The organism is Steroidobacter sp., assembly GCF_036402275.1.
Classification (GTDB): domain Bacteria; phylum Pseudomonadota; class Gammaproteobacteria; order Steroidobacterales; family Steroidobacteraceae; genus Steroidobacter.
This window is the reverse complement of sequence record NZ_DASWTF010000034.1, coordinates 56,054-77,874: the sequence shown is the minus strand read 5'-3', so window position 1 is coordinate 77,874 and position 21,821 is coordinate 56,054. Positions and strand designations below refer to the sequence as shown.

Genomic DNA, 21,821 nt, shown 5'->3' with positions numbered 1-21,821 from the left:
AGCCACCGGGGTAGTATTACCCGGCATGGGGATGGACCGGGTTACCGTCCACTCAGGGAGGTCAGCGGACGGGAGCGTCCTGGCCGACGCTCGGGAGTTATGACGTTCGCACGGGCTGAAAGTTCCGCGAGTTTCTGGCCCGAATCGTGTGAAAAAATCTTTATTTTTTCAGGTGCTTAACGGCCGTCCGACAGTAACGGACAGGCCACAGCCAGAAGCGTTGCCCGGGGCCGCTTCCGTGGCTTTTGTGGCACAGGACCAACAAATTGGCCTGACCACTTCAGCGTCTGAACTTCAGCCCACCCGGGCTCAAAATTTATAAGTCACACCGAACGACAGCATGTCGACCCAGTCGTCGCCATCCCGCTCGTCGTCATCGTCGTCGTCGAAGCCGAGCTGGATCAGCTCCCATTCGAGCCGCAGGCCCAGGTTGGGGATGGGCCGGAACTGGGCCCCGACCCCGAACATGGGCTCGATGTTGTCATCACTGTCCGCCGTCCCAGGGAGATTGACCACCCGGAAGTCGCCCTCCACGTTGGCGATGCCCGCCCGACCGAACAGGTCCCAGTCGCCCAGCGGCAACATGCCGAGGGCGCTCACGGACAGCGCGGTGAACTCGTTCTCGACCTCGAAGCCGAGGAACTCGTCTTCCGCCTCGCCGTACACGGCATAGTTCATTTCCACGGCCACCCAATCGATGATCCGGTAGCCGAGGATGAACTTGTAGCCGGTGTCGTCGCCCTCGAAATCGGCGAACGAATCGTCGTTCTCCAGCCGCACCGTGGCCTCGCCGATGCCACCCCCGATGTACAGGCCCTGCAGCGCGGGGTCCATTGCCATCGCGGCGGGGCTCGCCGCGAGCAGCATCAAAGGAAACAATAAGCGACGCATGGTTGTGATCCGCTTCTATGGAGGTGGTCAGATCCCAAACGCTTAGAGGAACGTGTAAGTCACGCCGATCGACAACATGTTGGCGTCCTCGACGTCGTCGATGTCGAATTTCTCGTACTCGGCGCGGACGCTCAGGCTGAGCAGGCGGAACTGCACGCCGGCGCCGTACGCGAGATCGGTGCCGTCCTCGCGATAGATGTCGCCGAAGCCGTCGACTTCGACCGTGGTGTCGAAGCTGACCAGACCGACTTTGGCGAACACGTCGACCGGTCCGACCGGAGCGAAGAACACACCGAAGCCGGTGATGCCGTCGGATTCCGCCGCCAGAATGCCGTCCTCGGCTTCGCCGAAATTCACATAGCTCGCTTCCACCCCGAACCAGTCGAGCGGGCGGATGCCGGCGATGAGCTTGAAGCCGGTGTCGTCGCTGTCCACTTGCGCAATGCCCTGGTCGATGTCGATGTTGGCGTCGCCAATGCTCGCGCCCAAGTAGATGCCGTTATCCGCCGCCACGGTGGCGCCGCTCGCCATCAACAACGCAGTGGCCAGAATTGCTTTTCGCATGAGAGCTCCTTCGGTCAGGGGTGTCGCCCGCACGTGCAGGATGCACGAGCGAGCTGAATGCAATGTGAAGTGAGTAAGTAACAAACGCCCAGAATTGTGTCTTGTCGAAAGGGCCTCGGCCGCTTTCGACCAGACAAATCAGACGCAACTGTCCTAACTCACGAAACGCGAATCAGTGCGCTTCGTCCCAGTTTTCACCGATGCCGGCGTCGACTTTCAAGGGCACGCGCAGCTCGGCGGCGCCGCTCATCAGCTCGCGTACATGCGCGATCAAGTCTTCGGCGAGGTCGCGTCGCACTTCGAAGACAAGTTCGTCATGCACCTGCAGCAACAGCCGCGCCTGCAGCTTGGATTGCTGCAACCAACGGTCGACCTGAATCATGGCGCGCTTGATGATATCCGCGGCCGTGCCCTGCATGGGTGCATTGATCGCGGCGCGCTCCGCGGCCTGACGCAGGCCCGCGTTGCGTGCATTGATATCGTTTAGATACAAACGTCGGCCGAACACGGTTTCCACGTAGCCGCGCTCGTGCGCCAGCTGCCGTGTTTCATCCATGTAACGTCGCACGCCCGGATAACGCTGGAAATACAATTCGACATACTTGCTGGCGACGCTGCGCTCGATGCCGAGCCGCGACGCCAGCCCGAAGGGCGACATGCCGTAGATCAAACCGAAATTGATCATCTTGGCGGTGCGGCGCTGGTCGGCGGTGACCGTGTCGAGCGTCATGCCAAATACTTCGGCCGCGGTCGCCAGATGGATGTCACGATCTTCGCCGAACGCGGTGAGCAGGCCTTCGTCGCCGGACAAATGCGCCATGATGCGCAACTCGATCTGCGAATAATCGGCGGCGACGATGCACTGACCCGGCGGCGCGACGAACGCCTGCCGGATGCGCCGGCCTTCCGGCGTGCGGATCGGAATATTCTGCAAATTCGGATCGGCCGACGACAGCCGGCCGGTCGCGGCGATGGCTTGTTGGTAACAAGTATGCACGCGCTGCGTGGAACGATTGATCTGCAGCGGCAGCTTGTCCGTGTACGTGGACTTCAATTTCGCGAACGCGCGATAGTCCATGATCAGCTTCGGCAGCTCGTAACTTCCCGCGAGCTCCTCGAGCACGTCTTCCGCGGTGGACGGCTGACCCGTCGGCGTCTTACGAATCACCGGCAGCTTGAGCTTACCGAATAAAACTTCCTGCAATTGCTTGGGCGATTCCAGCGAGAACGGACCGCCCGCCGCCGTATACGCCTGAGCTTCGATCTCGCGCATGCGGGTCGCAAGCTCGCCGCTTTGTTTGCGTAACAAATCGCCATCGAGCAGCACGCCGGCCTGTTCCATTCGCAGCAGCACCGGCACCAGCGGTTGCTCGATGTTTTCATATAACGTTTGCAGCGGCGGCAGCGCTTCCACGCGTGGCCACAGCAGGCGATGCAATTGCAGCGACAGGTCGGCTTCTTCGGCGGCAAAGTTGGTGGCCATATCGATGCCCACTTGATTGAGCTCGATCTGTTTCGCGCCCTTGCCGGCGACACTCTCGTAAGGAATCGGATCGATGCCGAGATAGCGGCGCGAGATCGCCGGCAGCTCGTGTTTGGTCGCGGTGCTGTTCAGCACGTACGACTCGAGCATGATGTCGAACTTGTCCCCGCGCAGCTCGATGCCGGCGCGCTTGAGCACGTGACCTTTGTATTTCAGGTCGTAACCGACTTTGAGCGGCTGCTCGGCTTCCAGTACCGGCCGCAATGCTTTCAGCACCTCGTCACGCGATAGCTGCGCGGGAGCGCCCGGATAGTCATGACTCACGGGCACGTAGGCGACGACGCCAGGCTCGACGCTGAACGCGATGCCGACGATATCCGCCTGCATGTAACCGGTGGAAGTGGTCGCTACATTCAGCGACATCACGTTCGCCGATTTCAGCTGCGCTACCCATGTTTCCAGCGCTGCGGCGGTCAGCACTGTTTCATAGTTGCGTGGAACTGGTGTGGGAAGAGCAGCGCCCTCCGCGGCCGGTGCTTGCGCGGCTGGAGTCGTTGCCGCTTCGTCAGCGGCGTCCCCGCCCACGACTTGACGCAGCAGCGCACGAAACTCCATGCGAGTGAACAGCTCTTTCAATTTATCGCGTTCGGGCTCGCCGACCTTCAGCGACTCGAACGGCGTCTCGAGCTTCACGTTGCAGTCGAGCGTCGCGAGCTTGCGCGACAGCTCCAGCTCTTTCATGCCGGCGCGCAGATTCTCGCCGACCTTGCCGGTGATCGACGCTGCGTTCTCCACCACCTTGTCGAGCGTGCCGTATTCGCCGAGCCATTTGGCCGCGGTTTTCGGGCCGACCTTGGGAATGCCGGGAATGTTGTCCGAGGTGTCGCCGACCAGCGCGAGGTAGTCGACGATCTGTTCGGGATAAACATCGAACTTCGCTTTCACACCCTCGCGGTTCAGCCGCGAGCCGGTCATGGTGTTGACCAGCGTGATGCGCTCGTTCACCAGCTGCGCCATGTCTTTGTCGCCGGTGGAGATGATCACGTCGTAACCCTGCGCGGCCGCTTGCTGCGCCAATGTGCCGATGACGTCGTCCGCCTCGACGCCATCGACACGCAGACACGGCAGACCTAATGCGCAGACGCTGTCGATCAACGGTTTCAGCTGCGAGCGCAGCTCGTCCGGCATGGGGGTGCGCTGCGCCTTGTAAGATTCGAACAGCGCGTCACGGAATGTTTTGCCCGGCGCGTCGAACACCACCGCGATCAGATCGGGTGTTTCTTCCTTGCGCAGTTTTTGCAGCATGTTGAGCACGCCGAGCACCGCGCCCGTCGGCTCGCCACGCGAGTTGGTCAGCGGCGGCAGCGCGTGGAATGCGCGATACAGATAGCCCGAGCCGTCCACCAGGACGAGCTTACGTTGAGCAGCCATTTACTGCCTCGGAGGCGGCGGTGGTGTGGCGGGACGGTCCGGATCGGGTGGCGAGACCGGCGGCGGTTGCGACTGCGACGGAGCCGGCGCCGACGGATCGGCGCGCTCGCGATCTTTTTTCTGCGACTGGGGTGCGGGCGGCAAGGTGCGCACCCGGCTGCCTTCCAGCACGGGTTTCTTCGCGGACGGGTCGGTCGCGGGCACTGCCTCTTGCCTTTCGTCCGGCAAATACAGGTCGCCTTGCTTGCCACAACCGGCCAGGCTGAACAGCAGCACCGGCATCACTATCCAGGGTGTACGCGCGGATGATTTCATCGGCGCAGTATAAAGGAACCGTCTTGCCCCCGGCGTCATCCATGACAGCCGCTGTCAGTCGATCATGTAGGCGCGTCGACCACCGCCATGGTGAGGCGGGAAATGCACACCAGCTTGTCACGCTCGTCGGCGATGCGAATTTCCCAGACGTGACTGCGGCGCCCGATGTGAACCGGACGCGCCGTGCCGATGACGAAGCCGCTCGACACGCCGCGAATGTGATTGGCGTTAATTTCCTGGCCGAGGCAGTGATATTTGCTCTGATCCACCACCAGCATCGCGGCGTAGCTGCCCAGCGTTTCCGCCAGCGCAACGGATGCGCCGCCGTGCAGGATGCCGTACGGCTGATGAGTACGATCGTCCACAGGCATCCGGCCGCGCAGAAAGTCCGGGCCGATTTCGGTGAACTCGATGCCCAGGTGCTTGGCCATGCCGATGCGGATCGTGAGATCGGCCAGCGTGTACGGTTTGAACCAGATCGACATGGCGTGACTTCTCGGGCGTTACTTCTTGCGCAGCTTTTCGCCGATACGGCGATACGCCTCGCGGAACGAAATGCCTTCCTTCACGACCAGCTCATTCGCTTCCGCGGCGGCATGAATGGATGGGTCCAGGCGGATGCGATCCTTACGGAAGGTCACGCCGGCCAATGCCGAAGGCAGAATGCCCAGCGTATCCAAACAAACGTCGATGCCACGGAACAGCGGCACCTTGATCAACTGCAGATCGCGCTGATAGCCCGACGGCAGTTTGGTGACGATGCCCATCACTTCGAGCAAGCACGCCTGCGCCGTGGCGCTGCGGCCGCGGATCAGCTCGAAAACATCGGGATTGCGCTTTTGCGGCATGATCGACGAGCCGGTGGTGAACGCATCGGGGAGCGCCACGAACGAGAACTCCTGCGTATAGAACAACAGCAGATCGGAGGCGAGACGCGCCACGTCCTGCATCACCAGCGAGATCTCGAACAACAACTGCGCTTCGGCCTTGCCGCGCGACAGCTGCACCGAAGTCACCGGCGTCTGCACGGAGGCAAAGCCCAGTTTCTTCGCCGTGGCTTCACGATCGATCGGGAGGTTGGGCGAACCATAGCCGGCGGCGGAACCGAGCGGACTCTTCAGCAAACGACGCTGCACCTGTTGCAGACCTTCGGCGTCGTCGCGCAGCTCGGCGGCGAACCCGCCGGCCCACAAAGTCACCGAGCTCGGCATGGCTTGCTGCATGTGAGTGTAGCCGGGCAGCGGCAGGTCGCCTTCGCGCGCGGCCAACTCATCGAGCGCCGTCGCAACGGCTTCGACCCGTTGTTTCAATTCGTCGACGGCGTCGCGTAGATACAGACGCACGGCCGTCAGCACCTGGTCATTGCGCGAACGGGCCAGATGCACGCGCTTGCCTGCTTCGCCGATGCGCTCGGTCAGCAGATTTTCCAGCGCCGTCTGTCCGTCTTCGTGTTCCAGCCGGACCTGCCATTTGCCCGCGGCATGCTCGGCGGCGAGCTCGGTCAATCCGCGACGGATCGCTTCGAGATCCGTGGCGGGCAACAAGCCTTGCGCATTGAGCATCTCGGCGTGCGCGATCGAAGCGCGCACGTCATAGTCGACCAGTCGATTATCGAGCGCGTGATCTTCGCCGGCCGTGTATCTCAATACACGTTCGTCGAGCGGCGCGCCCTTGTCCCAGAGACGGCTCATAACGCCACCACAATATTCTTTCTGATGAGAAGCTCGCTCCGCGAGCTTCTCATCAAGGTAAGTGGTGCGGCTGCGTTACGCATGCTGCTCCGCCGGGCTCAACGCACTGACGTTCTCGACCACCAGCGTGCCGGTGCCTTCGTTCGTGAACACTTCGGCGAGGATGCTGTCCTGGCTCTTGTACGAAATCACGTGCACGCGACGCACGCCGCCGCGGATTGCTTCTTCGATGGCCTTGGCCTTCGGCAGCATGCCTTCCTTCAAGCTGCCCTGGTCCTTGAGCTTCTTCAGACCGGCCAGATCGGTGTAGGAAATGATCGAGCGCGGATCTTCCAGCGACTCGAGAATGCCAGGCGCACCAGTGACCAGCATCAGCTTCTCGGCCTTCAGCGCGGCGCCAATGCCGGCGGCAACGGTGTCGGCGTTGATATTCAGCAACGTGCCCTTGTCATCGGCGGATACCGGGCTCACGACCGGCATCAAGCCATCGTCGAGCAACTGCTGCAGAACCTTGGCGTCGATCAGATCGATGTCGCCCACCAGACCGTAGTCCACGGTCTGGCCTTCGACCTGCACCGGCGGACGCTTGTGAGCGCGCACCAGCCCGGCGTCGACGCCGCTCACGCCGACCGCGGCGATGTCGAGCTCGCGGCAGATGCCGAGAATCTGCGTGTTCACCAGACCGTTCAGCACCATGCTGGTGACTTCCATGGACTTCTCGTCGGTGACGCGACGGCCCGCGACCATGCGCGGGGTGATGCCCAATGTTTCCTGGATCTGCGACAGCTGCGGACCGCCGCCGTGCACGAGCACGACGCGGATGCCGACCTGATGCAGGATGGCGACCTGCTCGATCAGCGTGCGGGTGGATTCGAGGTCGCCGAACACGCCGCCGCTCGCCTTGATGACGAACACCTTGCCCTTGTACATGCGAATGTACGGAGCGGCGCTGCGGAGCGCGCGAACAGCAACGGAGGGATCAGAACGGAGCACCACGACGGAGTCCTCGTAACTTTGTTTCAAATAAAAACCAGTTGATCGCGGCGGTAGCCGCGCTCAGCCCCTGAGCAGCCGGTAAAGGACTGCCATCTGCACGACCATGCGATTGAATGCCTCGCGGATGACCACGCTGCGAGGTCCATCGAGCACTTCGTCCGCCACCGCCACATTACGCCGTACCGGCAGGCAATGCATGAAATGGCAGCCGGGGTCCGCGGCTCGGAACCAGCTTTCCTTGATGCACCAGTCGCTCAGGTACTCGCGCAGACGCTTGTCGGCCTCATCGTCGCCGTAGTGCTGCGGGGAGCCCCATTCCTTCGCGTAAATCACGTGCGCGCCTTCGAGCGCTTCGTTGCGATTGTCGGTCTCGCGTACTGAACCGCCCGACGCCCTGGCAGCCTGACGCGCCTTTTCCATGATCGGTTCGGGCAACGCAAAGCCTTCCGGACGGAGCACGACGACTTCCATGCCACGCATGGCGGCCATGTGCACCGTCGACGACGGCACGGCCAGCGGCAACGCGCGAGGATGATTCGCCCAGCTCAACACGAACTTGCCACGCTCCGGCACGCGCAATTCATCCATCGTGTGCCAGTCGGCCAGCGCCTGGCAGGGATGGCCCATGGCCGATTCCATGTTCACCAGCGGCTTGTCACAAAGATCCGCCATCATGCGAAAGCCGGTCTCGGCCAGATCGGCGGCCAGGTTGCGGCCTTCAGCGAACATGCGAATGCCAATAGCATCGCAATACGAGGCGAGCACCGGCACTGCTTCGCGCACGTGCTCGGCAGCCGCGCCGTTCATGATCGCGCCAGAGCGTGTTTCCATCTGCCACGTTCCCTGGCCCGGCGTGATGACGACGGCGGTGCCGCCCAGACGCATCATCGCGCTCTGAAAAGAAGCGAGCGTACGCAGCGACGGGTTCAGGAACAGCAGGCCGAGCACTTTACCGGCCAGCGCATGCGGTTGCGGCGTGTCTTGCAAGCGCGCGGCGAGGCCCAGCAGGTCCTTCACTTGCTCGCGCGGGAAATCGCCCAGGTCCAGAAATCGCTTCATGGTTATTGCTCGATGAGATGACTCATTTGGGCAGCCGGGCCAGCGCCTGCCGCAGCAAGTCGACGTGCTGACTTTCCAGAACGAACGGCGCCAGGATGCGCAGCACGTTGGGATCGGCGCTGGTGCCGGTGAGGATATTCAACTTCAACAGCTCGGCTTGCACGTCCTTCGCCGGCCGCGAGGTGCGCAGGCCCAGCAGCAAGCCCGCGCCTTGCGAGCCGATGACCGGACCGACCATGCACGTTTCGCGAATTTCGGCGGAGCGCTGCTGGACGTTCTTCAGCAGGCCTTCGGATTCGATGATGTCGATGACGGTCTCGACGATGGCGCAGGCCATCGGGCCGCCGCCGAACGTCGTGCCCAGCGAGTCCATCTTCATATAAGGCGCGACATGATCGGCGACCAGCATGGCCGACACCGGAAAGCCGCCGCCCAGCGCCTTGGCTGTGGTGATGATGTCCGGCGTCACTTCATACATGTTGGCCGCGAACGGATGACCCGTGCGTCCGAAGCCGCACTGAACTTCGTCGAAGATCAGCACGCTGCCGTTTTCGCTGCAGCGGAAGCGCAATGCCTGCAGAAATTCCCTCGGCATGTCGACGGCGCCGCCCACGCCCTGCACCGGCTCGACGATCACGGCCGCCGTTTGATCGTTGATCAGCGTGCTCAGCTCGGCCGCGGTCGTGGTCGGCTTGATGAATCTCACTTCGAAGGGCGTGCTTGGAAAGCCATACCACTTCTTGTCCGCGCCCCAGGTCACCGCGCCGGCCGCCGCCGTGCGCCCGTGGAAGCTGCCTTCGACAGCGATCACCTGCGTGCCGCCAGTCATTTTGCAGGCGAGCTTCAGCGCGTTCTCGTTCGCTTCCGCACCGGAATTCACGAAGAACACAGTGTCGAGGCCGAGACCGCAGAAGTTCGCGAGCCGGGTCGCCGCGCGACGGCGCACGTCGAGCGCGACGGCATTGCTCTGGAAGCACAGCGACTTCGCCTGCTCCGTCAATGCCTCGACCCAGCGCGGATGCCCGTAGCCAAGCGCAGCCACGGCGTGACCGCCGTAGAGATCCAGCACCTTGCTGCCATCGGGCTTGTGCAGGAATACGCCGCGGGCATCCGTGATCTGCAATGGGAACTGGGCATACACCGGCGCGAGATGATCGGCCGGTGCGTTGGAAGCGGAAGCTGAATTGGTCATCGAACTCATGTTCTCTTTGATCTGGCCAGCACGACCGCTGGCCATGGTCCTCAAGTCCAGCCGGAGGCTGGCGTCGTCAGTCCAGTCGTTTCGTCCAGGTCGAACACGCGGTTCAACCATTGCATTGCTCCGCCGGCCGCGCCTTTGACGAGATTGTCGATGGCGCACATCACCGCGACGGAGTCCCCATTGGCGGCTGCGCTCAGAAACGCGTAGTTGCTGGTCGCGACGTCCTTTACATGCGGCATTTCGTTGACGACACGTACGAAGGTCTTGCCACCGTAAAAGCCCTTTAGCGCTTCGAGCAGCTCGGGCGTTTTGATCGGCTTGGTGGCCTTGGCCTGCACGGTGACATGAATGCCGCGTGCAAACGGACCTGAATGCGGCACGAAGTTGAATTCGGCCTGCACTTGCGACGCCGCCTGCGCCAATGCCACGACCTCCGGGGTATGCCGATGGCCGAGCGCATTGTATGCGTACAGATCGCTGTGTCGTTGCGGATGATGCGTGCCCGCGCCGGGCGTACGACCCGACCCGGTGCTGCCCGTAATGCCAGCAGCAAACAAACGTGGCTCGACGAGACCGAGCGACAGCAGCGGCACGCTCGACAGCAACAAGGCAGTGGCAAAGCAGCCGGGATGCGCGACGTGCGGCGTCTTCAGCGTGCTCAGATGCTCCGGCACCGCGCAGCTGAACTGCGCGATTCGATTGGGAGCACCGTGGGCATGCTTGTACACCGCTTCATACGCGCTCGCCGAGCTGTAGCGATAGTCCGCCGAGATATCGATCACGCGCGGCTTCGTGCCTTTCGCTTCGGCCGCCGTCAGGATGTCGTCGATGAGCTTGGCAGCCACGCCATGCGGAGCCGCCGACACGATCGCCGACGTCGGCAGCGTGCCGACCAGCTGCTTCACTTCATCCAGGCTGGAGAACTTCAGTTCCGGATAGATCGGCGCCAGGTGCGCAAAGAACTTGGACACCGACTCGCCCGGCTGGCTGTCCGACAGAATGGCCTTGAGCTCCAGGCGCGGATGACCGGCGATCAAACGCAGCAGCTCGCCCGACACGTAGCCGGTGCCACCCAGGACAATGACAGGAATCTTTGCGCTCATTCCGATTCTTCCGACTTGGCTCGCGGCTTCAGCTTCAGCGAGTCGATGACACAATCGCCCAGGGCGGCGCCGTCGGTGATGGCGTTGAACGCCGGCACACCGAACTTGTCCTTGATGATGTTCACGCCGACCGCGTTGTCCGTCGCCGGACCAGTCACGACCGACGGCTCGATGCCGAACTGCTCACGCAGCAGCTTCACGCCGCCCCAAGCAGCCACCGGGTCGTTCGCCGACAACACCACTGACGTGAGCGCGCTACGAATATCGGGCGCCGACAGGATCGCCTCGACGCCGTAAGCGCCGAGAATGCCGTCACCCAGCTCGAACACGATGACGTCCGGTTCGCCCTGAGACATTTCGGTCAGCAACGCGCGCGTGATCGCCGGGCCGGTCTTGGCGGTGGTGGTCACGACGCCGAGATCGGTGAAGATCATGCTCTTGCGCGCGCCGGCATCTTCCATCGCGAGAATGTCACGACGCAAAGAAACGCCCGTCGCCTTGAACGCATGCACGTTCAAGCCACGATGCCGCATGCGGGCGACGATGGCGCACGCCGCCGCCGTCTTGCCCGCTTCCATACAGGTGCCCGCGAGCGCCACGACCGGCACATTGCGAGTATTCACCGCGATGTTGTAGTCGAGACGGCGATAGCCGACGCGAGCCGGCACGCCGATGCGCTCGCCGAGATACGGGAACTGCAGCACCACGCCGATGACCTTGGCGTTGAACGGCGTGCCCTTCTCCGGGTTCACCGAGTCCACCACGCCCAGCACGCCGCCGATGTTCAGCACCTGGATCACGTCGCCTTCCTTCACCGAGGTCGGCAAATGACCCGAGTAGCCGAACAGCGCCTGGCGATGGCCGAGCGCGCCGACGATCACGTCACCCTTGGCCACCTTGGCCATGCGGCCGCTGGTGAGCTCCAGGGTGTTGTAGGTCGACTTGTTGTTGAGGATCTCGACAACCAGCACCACGCCTTCCTCGCAAGGAATGTTGTCCGTGGCGACGCGCAGCTCATGTCCCAGGTTCAGTGCCTGGGTGATGGACGCGATCTTGTCGACGACTACTGTTTTCATGGCTGTGTTCGCTGCACCTGTAACGTTAAAAGAAACAACTCAACCCCAAATCGATTACTTATTCTGACCCGCACGGGTCCAGAACATTCCGGGCAGACCGACCATCTTCGAGAAGCCCAGCGCATCCGCCGCGGTCCACTCGCCGGCCGCTTCGCCATAGACGCCCTTCGAGGCGGCCATAATGGAGTAGGGCGAGGTCACGCCGGCGACGAACGCGTTGCCCGGACGGTACTGCACCTTCACTTCGCCGGTGACGCGCGCCTGCGAATTCACGAACAGCGCTTCCATGTCGCGGCACACCGGATCCAGGTGCTGACCTTCGTGCACCAGATCCCCGTACGGGCCGGACAACATTTCCTTGATGCGCTGCTGGCGGCCGGTCATCACCAGCTTTTCCAGCTCGCGATGCGCGGCAATCAGCACTTCGGCGGCCGGCGCTTCGAACGCCACGCGGCCCTTGGTGCCGATAATGGTGTCGCCGAGGTGAATTCCACGGCCGACGCCGTACTTCGCGCCGATCGTTTCCAGTTTCTCGATCACGCTCACCGGGTCGAGCTTCACGCCGTCGAGGCTCGAAGGAATGCCTTTTTCGAAGCCGATGGTGTGAGTCGCGGCCGCCTGCGGATGGGTGAACGCGTCCTTCGACAGCACCCAAGCGTGATCGGGGATGCTGCCGTCGGAGGTCAACGTTTCCTTGCCGCCGATGGTCACGCCCCACAGGCCGCGATTCACCGAGTAAGCCGCGCCATAAGGAGGAATCGTGAGATTGCGATCCTGCAGATACTTCAGCTGATCGGGACGCTTGAACGCCTGATCGCGCACCGGAGCGAGAATGGTCAGCTCGGGCGCGAGCGTGCGCAGCGCCACTTCGAAGCGCACTTGATCGTTGCCGGCGGCCGTGCAGCCGTGCGCAATGACTTTCGTGCCCAGCTTCTTCGCGTACTCAGCGATGGTCTGCGCCTGCATGACGCGCTCGGCGCCGACGCACAGCGGATACATCTGGCCGCGCTTCACGTTGCCCATGATCAGGTACTTGATCACCTGCTCGAAGTAATCCTTCTTGGCTTCGACCAGGATGTGATCTTTCGCGCCCAGCGCACGCGCGCGCTGATCCAGCACCTTCGCCGCTTCCGCATCGATGCCGCCCGTGTCGACGGTCACCGTGATGATCGGCCGCTGGTAGTTCTCGGCCAGCCACGGCACCAGGAAGGAGGTGTCGAGGCCGCCGGAGAAGGCCAGCAGAATCGGCTCGTTGCCAGGAGGTAATGTGCTCATGCTCGGTTCCGTATCAAACAATAGCTGGTCGGTGGTGGATGGCTCGCGCTCTGCGGGCGGCGTGCCGAATCAGATGCCGAAGATCCCGCGCAGGCGCTCGCGCAGTCTTTTCTGGTCCTTCGGCTCGTCGGTGGCGATGAAAATCGTGTCATCGCCCGAAATGGTGCCGACGATTTCGGGCCACTCGGTGGCGTCGATGGCGACGGCCACGCTCTGGGCGGTGCCCGTGGTGGTCTTCAGCACGGTCAGCGAGGTGCCCGCGGTTTTGATCTCGAGCACGAACTTGGTGACGGCCGCGAACGGGTTGTTCAAGGCCGTGGCGTCTCGAGCGGGCAGGATGTAGCGGTCGCCGGCTTTGGCGACACCGAGCTCGCGCAGGTCCCGGCTGACGCTCGACTGAGTCGCGTCAAAGCCCTGCTTGCGCAGTACCTTCACCAATTCGTCCTGATTGCGCACGGTCGACTCTCCGATGATGCGGAGAATCGCGGTCCGCCGCGCCACGGATTGATGAATTTCTGCAGCCATTGTCCTCGGGTCTGAGCCTGGAACAGGCGCAAACGCGCCTATGCATAAAAAGGCGTGCATCCTGCATAATTATGCAGCGGCTGTCAATGACGGTTTTCTTAGACCGTTGTCTTCAGATCTGGGCGCGCCGGCGCGCGATCCGCAGGCCGTCCAGGGCGAACACGGCCAGCGCCGTCCAGATCATCGCGAAGCCGATCACTCGCGGCCCGCTGAAGGGCTCGTGGAAGATCAGCACCGCGCATGCCAGCTGCAGGCTGGGCGCGATGTATTGCAGAAGTCCGATGGTGAACAGCGGAATCCGGCGTGCGCCGACGGCAAACAGCACCAGGGGCACGGCCGTCAACGGGCCGCCCAACAATAAGAGCATGTCGATACCGAGCGAGGATTGACTCATGGCGCCGACGCCCGCGAGCTCACACCAAATCACATAGCCCGCCGCCAGCGGAAACAGCAGCAGCGTCTCGCCTGTAAAGCCCGGCAGCGCCTCCACTTTGGCCACTTTGCGCACCAGGCCATACAAACCGAAGCTCAGCGCGATCGCAATCGATACATAGGGCGGCCGACCGGCGGTCCACGTCAGATACAGCACGGCCGCGGCGGCGATCGTCACCGACAGCCATTGCACGCGATTGAGCCGTTCTCGGAAACAGACCACGCCGAGCGCCACGTTCAGCAGGGGACCGATGAAATAGCCGAGGCTGATTTCCACCACGTGGTTGGTGGCGATGCCCCACATGAAAATGGACCAATTGGTGGCGATGAGGGCCGCCGAGGCGCACAGCTTGAGGCGGGTTTGTGGATCGCCCAGTGCTTGCCACATCTGGCGGGTCTCGCCGCGCCAGGCAAGCCAGCCGAAGCCGAACAGGAAGCCCCAGGCCATGCGATGGGCGGTGAATTGCAGAACGGGCACGGCTTGCAAGAACTTCATGTACAGAGGGAACAATCCCCACATGAAGAAGGCGGTGAGAGCGGCGGAGAGGCCACGGCCGTCGATGCGCGAGGCCGCGGGCGTGGCATCGGCCACGCGGGAGGAGTCGTTCATGGGATCGAAACAGTCGGCTGGGCAGCAATCATAGTTCAGCAGGCCATGCTGCGTCCGGCTTTCTGGGAATATCGGCTTTCTGAAGTTGCATGTGCCCCGCCGGCGCGAGAAGCTTCTATTTTCTCCTCGTGCCGGCGGCACGGCCATTCATAAACTGCCCGCATTCACTATGTCAGTGCTCGACCTTTCGCGCCGCCTGCTGGCGCTGTCACAGACCGGCCTGCATTTTTCGCAGGAGGAATACGATCGCGAGCGCTATCGCGAAATGGGCGAGATCGCCGGCCAGCTGCTGGCGCTCGAGTCGAAGATGAGCCCGGAGCAGCTGCGCGCGGCCTGGATGGTCGAGGATGGCTATTCGACGCCGAAAGTAGACGTGCGTGGCGCGGTGTTTCGGGACAACCAGGTGCTGATGGTCAAGGAGCGCGTCGACGGCAAGTGGACCTTGCCGGGCGGCTGGGCCGATGTGAACGACACACCCTCCCGCGCCGTGGAAAAAGAGATAGAGCAGGAGTCAGGGTTCACCGCGCGCGCCGTGAAGCTCGCGGCCATCTTCGACCGCAACAAGCACAATCATCCCAAGTTTCTGTACCACGTCTGGAAAATGTTCTTTATCTGCGAAATCACCGGCGGCGACTTTCGCACCAGCTACGAAACGACCGACGTGAAGTTTTTTCCGGTCGATCAGCTGCCGGAGTTGTCCACCGGGCGCACCACGGCGGCGCAGATCCTGCGCGCGTACCAGCATCACCTCGACAGCTCGATGCCTACCGAGTTCGATTGAGCGATGACACACGAGACCGCGTCGGATCTCCTGCCGCCCGATTGGTTTACGCATGCGCTGGCTGCTCCGTGCGAGTCGCGTTATGTGGATGCCGGCGGCGCGGCCATTCATTACCTGAGCTGGAACCAGCACGACACTCACAAGCCGGGCCTCGTGCTCGCGCACGGCTTTCGGGCGCATGCGCGCTGGTGGAGTTTCATCGCGCCGTTTCTCACCGAACGATTCCGCGTGGTCGCGCTCGACTTCGGCGGCATGGGAGATAGCGGCAACCGCACGGAATATACCCACGAAAACTACTCGCGGGATCTGCTCGCAGTGATCGCCGATGCTGGCTTCGATCGCCCCGCGGTCGTGGGTCACAGCTTCGGCGGTCGGCAGGTGCTGCATATGTGCGCCGCTCATCCAGAGTACGTCGGCCGCGCGATTATCGTCGACTCGTATTTCCAGCTGCACGATGGCGAGCCGCGCATCCGCGCCCAGGAGTTACGGCCGAAGAAGATCTATCCAACGTATGAAGCCGCGCGTGCGCGTTTTCGGTTGATACCTCCGGAGAATCGGGCGGCGCAGTACATCGTCAACTACATCGCCGAGCATTCCATCAAGCGCGTCGACGATGGCTACACCTGGAAGTTCGACGATACGAAGCCGCGGCTGACCGTTCATCACAATGTGTCCGGGATGCTGGCTCGCATCGTCACGCCGGTGTCGATTGTCTACGGCGACGCGAGCGCCATCGTTTCACACGAGCATGCGGCCGAGATCGTCGCTCACATTCCCAATTGTCGCGGGCCGATTGCGATTCCGGAGTCGCATCATCATGTGATGCTGGATCAGCCGCTGTCGCTGGTCGCGACGCTGCGCGCCCTGCTGTATTGAAACGGGCTACTGCTCGATGGTGTATTCGAAGTCGGCGCTCTGATCCTGGCCGGCTTCGGTCTTGAACACCCACTTGTCGCTGATCGTGTAGCGCAGCTTCAGCGTATTGATCGACTCCGTCAGCGAAATGCCGTAGCTGATGAACAGCCTCGGCGACAGGAACTTGCCGAGCACCAACGCGGTATTGGATGTGCCGTCGCTGCCCAGCGAGCTTTCCACGCCGACTTCCTCCAGGCCCAATCTTCGGCCGATCTGCGAAGCCAGCAGGCCGCCGCCCTGTAACGTCAGCGTGTCGCGAGCCGAAGCCATGGTGGCTGTATCCGTGCCTGTCATCGAATCCGGGGCTTTGCCGGTCAGCAGATAAGTCACGATCTGAGTCTGCGGCATGGTCGGATCGGAGAAGAACGACAGTCGAGGCTCCTGCAGAGTGCCGCGGACGTTCAGACCCACGGTGACCGTTTCGATCTTGCGCCGGGCTTCGATGTCCAGCCCTGGATCGTCGAGCGGCGACGCTTCGAACAGCAGCTGACCTTTGTTGATCTCCAGCTTCTGCCCATACGCTTCGTAGCGCCCGTCGATGACGCCCAGCTCGCCGCGTCCGATGGGGATCTCACCGGTGTGCACGGTTGTTCCCACCGCGCCGGTGAGACGGCCTTGCAACCCGAACGCATCGACGCGCACGTCGTCGCCGATGGTCACTTTCACTTCGCTGTGGACGACCATGCGCCCGGCGCGCTCCGCTTCGGTTTCGTGCGTGTAGCGGGCATCATCGGACGCGCGCACGGCGCCGGTGATTTGATTCGGCTGCACGCGCGCGCTTGGAATCAGCACGTCGCCGCTGACGCCCACTTGATTGCCGTCGATGCCAAAGCGCAGATCCGGAGACGCGACCACGCGGTACTCGGGCAGATCCGCCACGAGCAGATTCTCGCCGCGCAAGTGCAGGCGGCCTTGTGACTTGCCCTCACTCCAGGTGAAGTGTCCGTTGGTTTGCAATTCACCATCGCCCGCTCGGCCCGTGCCTCGGAAGTCCAAGCCGTTATTGGCCAGCTCGGCCACTAGATTCAGATTGCGTAACGCGAAGTTCACTCGATACGAATCGAGCTCGCCGTTGGCCAGTTCGATGCGGCCGTTGATCTCGGGCGCGGCGAGCGTGCCGCCGATGGTCGCGTTCGCTGTCAGCAGGCCGGCGGCGTTATCTACTTCGGTGAACAACAGCGGCAGAACGTTTGCATCGGCAGCGCGGGCGCGCATATCGCCGGTCAGCGGCAGGTGAATCAGATCGTTGCTGTCGTTCCGTTCGAGATGCGCATTCGCGAACAGGAAGGTATCGGTGAACGCCTGCACGCCGAACGAGAAGTCGATGCGGTCCGGCTTGGCGGTGGCGGCCAGACCGCCCGTGCCCAGGTTCAATGTCTCGGGCTCGCCGCCTTGCGGGCGGTAAATGATCGCGGCATCGATGATGCGCAAACCGGCTTCACCCTGCCAGGGCTGATTCGGCGCGCCGAACGCATGCACGCGACCTTCGATGCGTCCGCCGTATTCGGCTTCTTCGCCGGCCGGCGGCAACAGTAGGACGAGCGGGATCTCATAACCCGAAACCGTCCCTTCCCACGGGCCGGCGCGTTGCCATTTGCCGCTTGCGCAGATTCGACCGGCGCCGGCGATCAAGCAGAAGTTATCGAGCTGCGCGCGATCGCTGGACGCCATGATCTTCGCCGGCTCGGCGATAGAGATCTTGTCATCCGCCTTGCCGGTCACGAGCTTGGTGGTCGTGACCGTCGCATTCCATACTTTCTGATCGTAGGTCCCGGCGATTTGCATTTCAGCGCTCGGCGGCGTGTCGCGAGGTGTGGCTGCGGCCCCGGTCACATTCATGTCGATGCGATGATCGAGCGCGGTGCCCTCGCCGCTCAGCTGCATGTTCTCGATCAGCGGCTCGCCGGTGCCCACTTTGTTTGCCGAGGCGACCAGGCGCGATGCTGATTTACCGCTCGCGTCGATGTCGCCATTGATGGTGACCTGTCCGGCGCGCCATTGCTGATAGCGAATATCCCGAGCATCCAGGTTGCCCGTGATGTGCAAGGACTTCAGCGGCCCGCTCGCCTGGCCTTTGGAAACGATCCTGCCGCTGCTCTCGGGCAGCAGCCGATTCAGCGAGGGAACATTCAGCGACCAGTTCGCGTCGATGGTTTCTTTCCAGATGCCGTCGAGCGTGAGGCGGGCGTCGGCAAGGCCGAGATTCGCGCCGCGCACCGTCCAGCCCGTGCGGTCTCTTTGCACGAAGCCACGGCCCTGGATCGGTTCGCCACGCAGAGTGCCGCGCAGCTCGCTCACATCCGCGGTGAAGATGGCCTTCTTGTCAAAGCCTTCGCCCGAGGCATTCGCCGTCATGTTGATGCTGCCGGGGAAGTCCTTGAACAGGCCGGCCGGATTCACATTCGTCGTGCGAGTGTGGACGCGCCATGCCCGCGGCTGTTTGAACTGCAGCTGCCCGTTGCCCGTCAACGAGCCGTCCAGCGCATTCACCGAATAGCTCGCGAGCGTGACTTCCTGTTTGGAAAGCACGCCGGTGGCCGAGCCGGCGCCCGAAGGGAAGTTCGGTCCGGCCAGGCTGGCGGTAACGGTGAAGTCATAAGGCAGCGGTCCGCGCAACGTGCCATCACCGCTGGCGCTCGTGACAACCGGGGCTCCGCGCAGCGGCCACTGCAAGTTTTCCCATTGAGCGGTCAGATCGATCGTGGGCGCCGAGCCGTCGAAAACCAGCTTGCCGCTGGTGTGCAGGGTCGCCGGCGACCCCTGCAGCTGAATGTCCGTATCGGAAAGAAACAACGTGCGACTCGCATAACGGCCGCGCGCGTCGACGATCAGGTCCTGCTCGTCGATCTCGGGGACGCCGACTTTGCCTTTGGCATGCACGCCGTCCGGATTCATTTCGACATCGAGCGCGATGTTGCGAAGGGACAGCGGCGGATCGGGCAGCCAGGGATCGAGCAGGAACTGCTGCGAGCTGACCTTGCCGGCAATGTTCCAGCTGTTTTCCGGCCGGGTGAGCACCGCGGTCGCGCTGGCGACGCTCGGTTTGAGCAGCTCGCCTTTGATGTTCAGCTCGTCGATGGTGCCGTCGACGGCCGCTTTGAGCACCAGGTCGACGTCGGGCAAGTGCAGCTCGCCATTGGCCTCGCCTTCCAGACCCATGGGCAAGTCCCAAGCGGCCGCGGCTCGCAACAGCAGATTGCCGTTGGCGTCGAACAGATCGGAGTCGACTGAAAAATCGTGCGCGCGCAGGCGGCTGGAAGTCATCGTGACGCGGCCGCGGACGGTTCTGGCGTCGACCACCATGCCATTGAAATGCACATAGCGAACGCTCTTGAGCTCGACGTTGCGCGCGTCGACTCGCAGGAACGAAGGGAGAAATCTCGGCGGCCGCTTATTCTGCGGCATCTCCACTTGATGCAGCTCGACCAGGGAGTCGCGCGCGGTGACCGATCCAGCCTGCAACGTTTGTATTAAGAGCCCGCGCAATTGCGGCTCGATCACTATGTCGTTTACCACGACATGCACGCGAGGGTGATTCAATTCGAATCGGGCGACGCGCAGCGGACCGGCGAGCTTGCCCGACACGCCCTCGATTTTCACGTTGAAGCGTTCCAGTCGCCACAGCTGGCTGGCGACGAATTGCAAGCCTGCTTCTGAATAGAGCAGCACGGCCACACCCACCACGGGCGCCAGCAGGATCGCGGCGACGATGATGAGGAGGATTCGCGTGCGCATCAAAACTGAGTCGCGATATAGAGATGAAAGCGCGGCGAGCGTCCCGACTCGGACAATGCCTGCGCTACGTCGACACCGAAGCTCGCCACCGCGATGTTGTAACGCACGCCGAGGCCTGCGGAGTACTCCAGCTGCGGATCGTCGAAGTCGTCGAAGGCATTGCCGATGTCATAGAACGCCGCGACGCCGAAGTTTCGCGGCAGGTCGCGAACGATCTCGATGGTGCCCGTGGCGAGATTGCGTCCGCCGATGCTGCGGCCTTCCTCGTCGCGTGGCGACAGCTCGTTGAGCGCGAAGCCGCGCACGCTGCCTTCACCGCCGGCAAAGAAACGTTGGGACGCAGGCAGATCCGAAGTGGCGGCAATCCGGCTGACGCCAAGCTCGCTGCGCAAGTGGAGATGCCACAGGTCGCTCATGTCGAAGATGCGCTCGCCTTTCATTCTCAGCTGCAGGAACGACGCATCGGAACCCAGCGTTTCCGGGGAGCCGCGCAACTCCGCCGAGAAAAAGTAAGGTCGCTTGCGGCCGCCGACGATGTAACTGGGCAGGGTCGAATAGCTGACGCTCGGCACCAGATAGAAGTTGGTGCTCTTCTCGCCGTCCGCTTCCGTGGTCGTTTCATCGGAGAGGCGGACTTGCAGCACGCGTTGCCAGCGGCCCAGTACTTGCGTCAGGCCGGCGCCGACTTCGGCGCGCTCGGACTGAGTGTCGCCAAGCTCTTCGTCGCGGAGCGTGCCGGTGAACTCGAGTTTTTCCAGCGCGATATCCATCACGGGCACGATGTAACGACCGGTGAGGTCGGTGACGATGGACGAGCCGAGCAACTCCAGCTTGAACTTGTGGCCGCTCTCGTTCACGCGTCGGTTGTCCCACGTGAACTTGCCGCGCGCCTTGGTATCGGTGCCGTAGCCGACGGCGGCTGCGTAGCGATGTTTCCTGCTTGGCTCGGCGGTCACCGTGATGGGCACGGTGCGGGTCGCGCGATCAGGATCGCCGCTCTCGATGTCGACCACCGAAAAGTACTGCGTGTCGTCGAGCACGTACTGCGTTCGAAGCAACGTGTCGAGCGTGTATGGATCGCCGGGATGCATGCGCAACAGGCGACGCATGGACTCGTCGGTGATCACATCCTGCGCGATGTTGATCTCGCCGAAAGAGTACCGCTCGCCGGTGTCGGCTTCGAGATCCACGGTGGCGCGACGCTCGGTACGGTCGATCACCAAGTCATGTTTGGTGAGCTTCGCGTCGAGATAACCTTCGTTCTTGGCTACGCGCACCAGATTGCCTTTGACGCGCTCGTATGTGCCGTGATTGAGGCGCAGGCCCGGTTTGATCTCCTCGGCTTCCAGCAACTCGCGAATGGCGCGGTCTTCCGCGCCCGGTCCGGTGACGTTGACGCTCACTTCCGACAATCGCACCGGCCGGCCCGGCTCGATATGGATCGTCACCTTCCACAGCTCGCCTTGCTTGACGACGTCGTAAGTGACATTGGGCTCGTAATAACCCAGCGGCTCGAGCGCCTGCCGGGTCTCGGTGACGATGCGTCGTTGCAGGCGGCTCATCACCTCGTCGGTGACGTCGTCGCGATCGGCGTAACGCGTCAGGCTGAGAAAGGCGCGGACGTTGGTCTGGATGGCTTCGCTGACTTCGGGGATGGTGACTTCGATCTTGGCGGCGGCCGGCAACGGCGACAGCAACGCCGCTGCCAGCAATCCCGTCGCCATCGCACGCATCCTCG

At 62.7% G+C, this 21,821-nt stretch carries 18 protein-coding genes; 2 read left to right on the top strand and 16 right to left on the bottom strand.

Features of this window, described 5'->3' with window-relative positions; translation table 11 throughout:
- Positions 1-309: 309 nt before the first annotated feature.
- From VGD45_RS18210 to rarD, 14 genes are all read right to left on the bottom strand, one after another.
- Positions 310-891, bottom strand: coding sequence for an outer membrane beta-barrel protein (locus tag VGD45_RS18210; RefSeq protein WP_331156765.1), 582 nt, complete (start codon positions 889-891; stop codon positions 310-312).
- Positions 892-933: 42 nt separating this feature from the next.
- Positions 934-1,455, bottom strand: a complete 522-nt coding sequence (locus VGD45_RS18205) for a porin family protein (RefSeq protein WP_331156764.1) — start codon at positions 1,453-1,455, stop codon at positions 934-936.
- A gap of 172 nt (positions 1,456-1,627) precedes the next feature.
- On the bottom strand, positions 1,628-4,369 hold the full coding sequence (polA, locus tag VGD45_RS18200; RefSeq protein WP_331156763.1) for a DNA polymerase I: 2,742 nt from the start codon (positions 4,367-4,369) through the stop codon (positions 1,628-1,630).
- A complete protein-coding gene (gene lptM / locus VGD45_RS18195) occupies positions 4,370-4,684 on the bottom strand; it encodes an LPS translocon maturation chaperone LptM (RefSeq protein ID WP_414717588.1) in 315 nt (104 codons plus the stop codon).
- 62 nt (positions 4,685-4,746) lie between these two features.
- Positions 4,747-5,169, bottom strand: a complete 423-nt coding sequence (locus VGD45_RS18190) for a hotdog fold thioesterase (RefSeq protein WP_331156761.1) — start codon at positions 5,167-5,169, stop codon at positions 4,747-4,749.
- Positions 5,170-5,187: 18 nt separating this feature from the next.
- Positions 5,188-6,375: an argininosuccinate lyase gene (gene argH / locus VGD45_RS18185; RefSeq protein ID WP_331156760.1), complete on the bottom strand. Its 1,188-nt coding sequence runs from the start codon at positions 6,373-6,375 to the stop codon at positions 5,188-5,190.
- 75 nt (positions 6,376-6,450) lie between these two features.
- Entirely contained in the window at positions 6,451-7,371 is a 921-nt protein-coding gene (argB, locus tag VGD45_RS18180) for an acetylglutamate kinase (protein ID WP_331156759.1), read from the bottom strand.
- 60 nt (positions 7,372-7,431) lie between these two features.
- The gene (locus VGD45_RS18175) at positions 7,432-8,430 is read right to left on the bottom strand and encodes an N-acetylornithine carbamoyltransferase (protein ID WP_331156758.1); all 999 of its coding nucleotides are present in this window, start codon (positions 8,428-8,430) and stop codon (positions 7,432-7,434) included.
- A 22-nt stretch (positions 8,431-8,452) separates the two neighbouring features.
- Positions 8,453-9,622, bottom strand: a complete 1,170-nt coding sequence (locus VGD45_RS18170; protein WP_331156757.1) for an aspartate aminotransferase family protein — start codon at positions 9,620-9,622, stop codon at positions 8,453-8,455.
- Positions 9,623-9,672: 50 nt separating this feature from the next.
- Positions 9,673-10,734 (bottom strand): N-acetyl-gamma-glutamyl-phosphate reductase, encoded by a 1,062-nt coding sequence (argC, locus tag VGD45_RS18165; protein WP_331156756.1) that lies wholly within the window; start codon positions 10,732-10,734, stop codon positions 9,673-9,675.
- Positions 10,731-11,810 carry a hypothetical protein gene (locus tag VGD45_RS18160; RefSeq protein WP_331156755.1) on the bottom strand — a complete coding sequence of 360 codons (1,080 nt, stop codon included), beginning with the start codon at positions 11,808-11,810 and terminating at the stop codon, positions 10,731-10,733. Before VGD45_RS18160 ends, argC begins: the two co-directional genes overlap by 4 nt.
- Before the next feature lie 54 nt (positions 11,811-11,864).
- On the bottom strand, positions 11,865-13,085 hold the full coding sequence (gene argG, locus VGD45_RS18155; protein WP_331156754.1) for an argininosuccinate synthase: 1,221 nt from the start codon (positions 13,083-13,085) through the stop codon (positions 11,865-11,867).
- Positions 13,086-13,154: 69 nt separating this feature from the next.
- Positions 13,155-13,610 carry a hypothetical protein gene (locus VGD45_RS18150; protein WP_331156753.1) on the bottom strand — a complete coding sequence of 152 codons (456 nt, stop codon included), beginning with the start codon at positions 13,608-13,610 and terminating at the stop codon, positions 13,155-13,157.
- 112 nt (positions 13,611-13,722) lie between these two features.
- The gene (gene rarD, locus VGD45_RS18145; RefSeq protein WP_331156752.1) at positions 13,723-14,652 is read right to left on the bottom strand and encodes an EamA family transporter RarD; all 930 of its coding nucleotides are present in this window, start codon (positions 14,650-14,652) and stop codon (positions 13,723-13,725) included.
- A gap of 169 nt (positions 14,653-14,821) precedes the next feature.
- Between rarD and VGD45_RS18140 the strand changes: the two genes are divergently transcribed.
- Positions 14,822-15,433 (top strand): NUDIX hydrolase, encoded by a 612-nt coding sequence (locus VGD45_RS18140; protein ID WP_331156751.1) that lies wholly within the window; start codon positions 14,822-14,824, stop codon positions 15,431-15,433.
- 3 nt (positions 15,434-15,436) lie between these two features.
- A complete protein-coding gene (locus VGD45_RS18135) occupies positions 15,437-16,309 on the top strand; it encodes an alpha/beta hydrolase (RefSeq protein ID WP_331156750.1) in 873 nt (290 codons plus the stop codon).
- Between the two features lie 6 nt (positions 16,310-16,315).
- On the opposite strand, the gene VGD45_RS18130 is transcribed toward VGD45_RS18135, so the two are convergent.
- Together VGD45_RS18130 and VGD45_RS18125 are read right to left on the bottom strand one after the other, a co-directional pair.
- A complete protein-coding gene (locus tag VGD45_RS18130) occupies positions 16,316-20,083 on the bottom strand; it encodes a translocation/assembly module TamB domain-containing protein (protein ID WP_331156749.1) in 3,768 nt (1,255 codons plus the stop codon).
- Complete coding sequence (locus VGD45_RS18125; protein WP_331156748.1) at positions 20,083-21,807, bottom strand: autotransporter assembly complex protein TamA; 1,725 nt, start codon at positions 21,805-21,807, stop codon at positions 20,083-20,085. The genes VGD45_RS18130 and VGD45_RS18125 overlap by 1 nt, the downstream gene beginning before the upstream one ends.
- Positions 21,808-21,821: the final 14 nt, after the last annotated feature.

Excerpts from the sequence above, each read along its gene's own strand:
- VGD45_RS18210 (WP_331156765.1), bottom strand. The coding sequence starts at position 891 with ATGCGTCGCTTATTGTTTCCTTTGATGCTGCTCGCGGCGAGCCCCGCC.
- VGD45_RS18205 (WP_331156764.1), bottom strand. The coding sequence starts at position 1,455 with ATGCGAAAAGCAATTCTGGCCACTGCGTTGTTGATGGCGAGCGGCGCC.
- polA (WP_331156763.1), bottom strand. The coding sequence starts at position 4,369 with ATGGCTGCTCAACGTAAGCTCGTCCTGGTGGACGGCTCGGGCTATCTG.
- lptM (WP_414717588.1), bottom strand. The coding sequence starts at position 4,684 with ATGAAATCATCCGCGCGTACACCCTGGATAGTGATGCCGGTGCTGCTG.
- VGD45_RS18190 (WP_331156761.1), bottom strand. The coding sequence starts at position 5,169 with ATGTCGATCTGGTTCAAACCGTACACGCTGGCCGATCTCACGATCCGC.
- argH (WP_331156760.1), bottom strand. The coding sequence starts at position 6,375 with ATGAGCCGTCTCTGGGACAAGGGCGCGCCGCTCGACGAACGTGTATTG.
- VGD45_RS18175 (WP_331156758.1), bottom strand. The coding sequence starts at position 8,430 with ATGAAGCGATTTCTGGACCTGGGCGATTTCCCGCGCGAGCAAGTGAAG.
- VGD45_RS18170 (WP_331156757.1), bottom strand. The coding sequence starts at position 9,622 with ATGACCAATTCAGCTTCCGCTTCCAACGCACCGGCCGATCATCTCGCG.
- argC (WP_331156756.1), bottom strand. The coding sequence starts at position 10,734 with ATGAGCGCAAAGATTCCTGTCATTGTCCTGGGTGGCACCGGCTACGTG.
- VGD45_RS18160 (WP_331156755.1), bottom strand. The coding sequence starts at position 11,810 with ATGAAAACAGTAGTCGTCGACAAGATCGCGTCCATCACCCAGGCACTG.
- argG (WP_331156754.1), bottom strand. The coding sequence starts at position 13,085 with ATGAGCACATTACCTCCTGGCAACGAGCCGATTCTGCTGGCCTTCTCC.
- VGD45_RS18150 (WP_331156753.1), bottom strand. The coding sequence starts at position 13,610 with ATGGCTGCAGAAATTCATCAATCCGTGGCGCGGCGGACCGCGATTCTC.
- rarD (WP_331156752.1), bottom strand. The coding sequence starts at position 14,652 with ATGAACGACTCCTCCCGCGTGGCCGATGCCACGCCCGCGGCCTCGCGC.
- VGD45_RS18140 (WP_331156751.1), top strand. The coding sequence starts at position 14,822 with ATGTCAGTGCTCGACCTTTCGCGCCGCCTGCTGGCGCTGTCACAGACC.
- VGD45_RS18135 (WP_331156750.1), top strand. The coding sequence starts at position 15,437 with ATGACACACGAGACCGCGTCGGATCTCCTGCCGCCCGATTGGTTTACG.
- VGD45_RS18130 (WP_331156749.1), bottom strand. The coding sequence starts at position 20,083 with ATGCGCACGCGAATCCTCCTCATCATCGTCGCCGCGATCCTGCTGGCG.
- VGD45_RS18125 (WP_331156748.1), bottom strand. The coding sequence starts at position 21,807 with ATGGCGACGGGATTGCTGGCAGCGGCGTTGCTGTCGCCGTTGCCGGCC.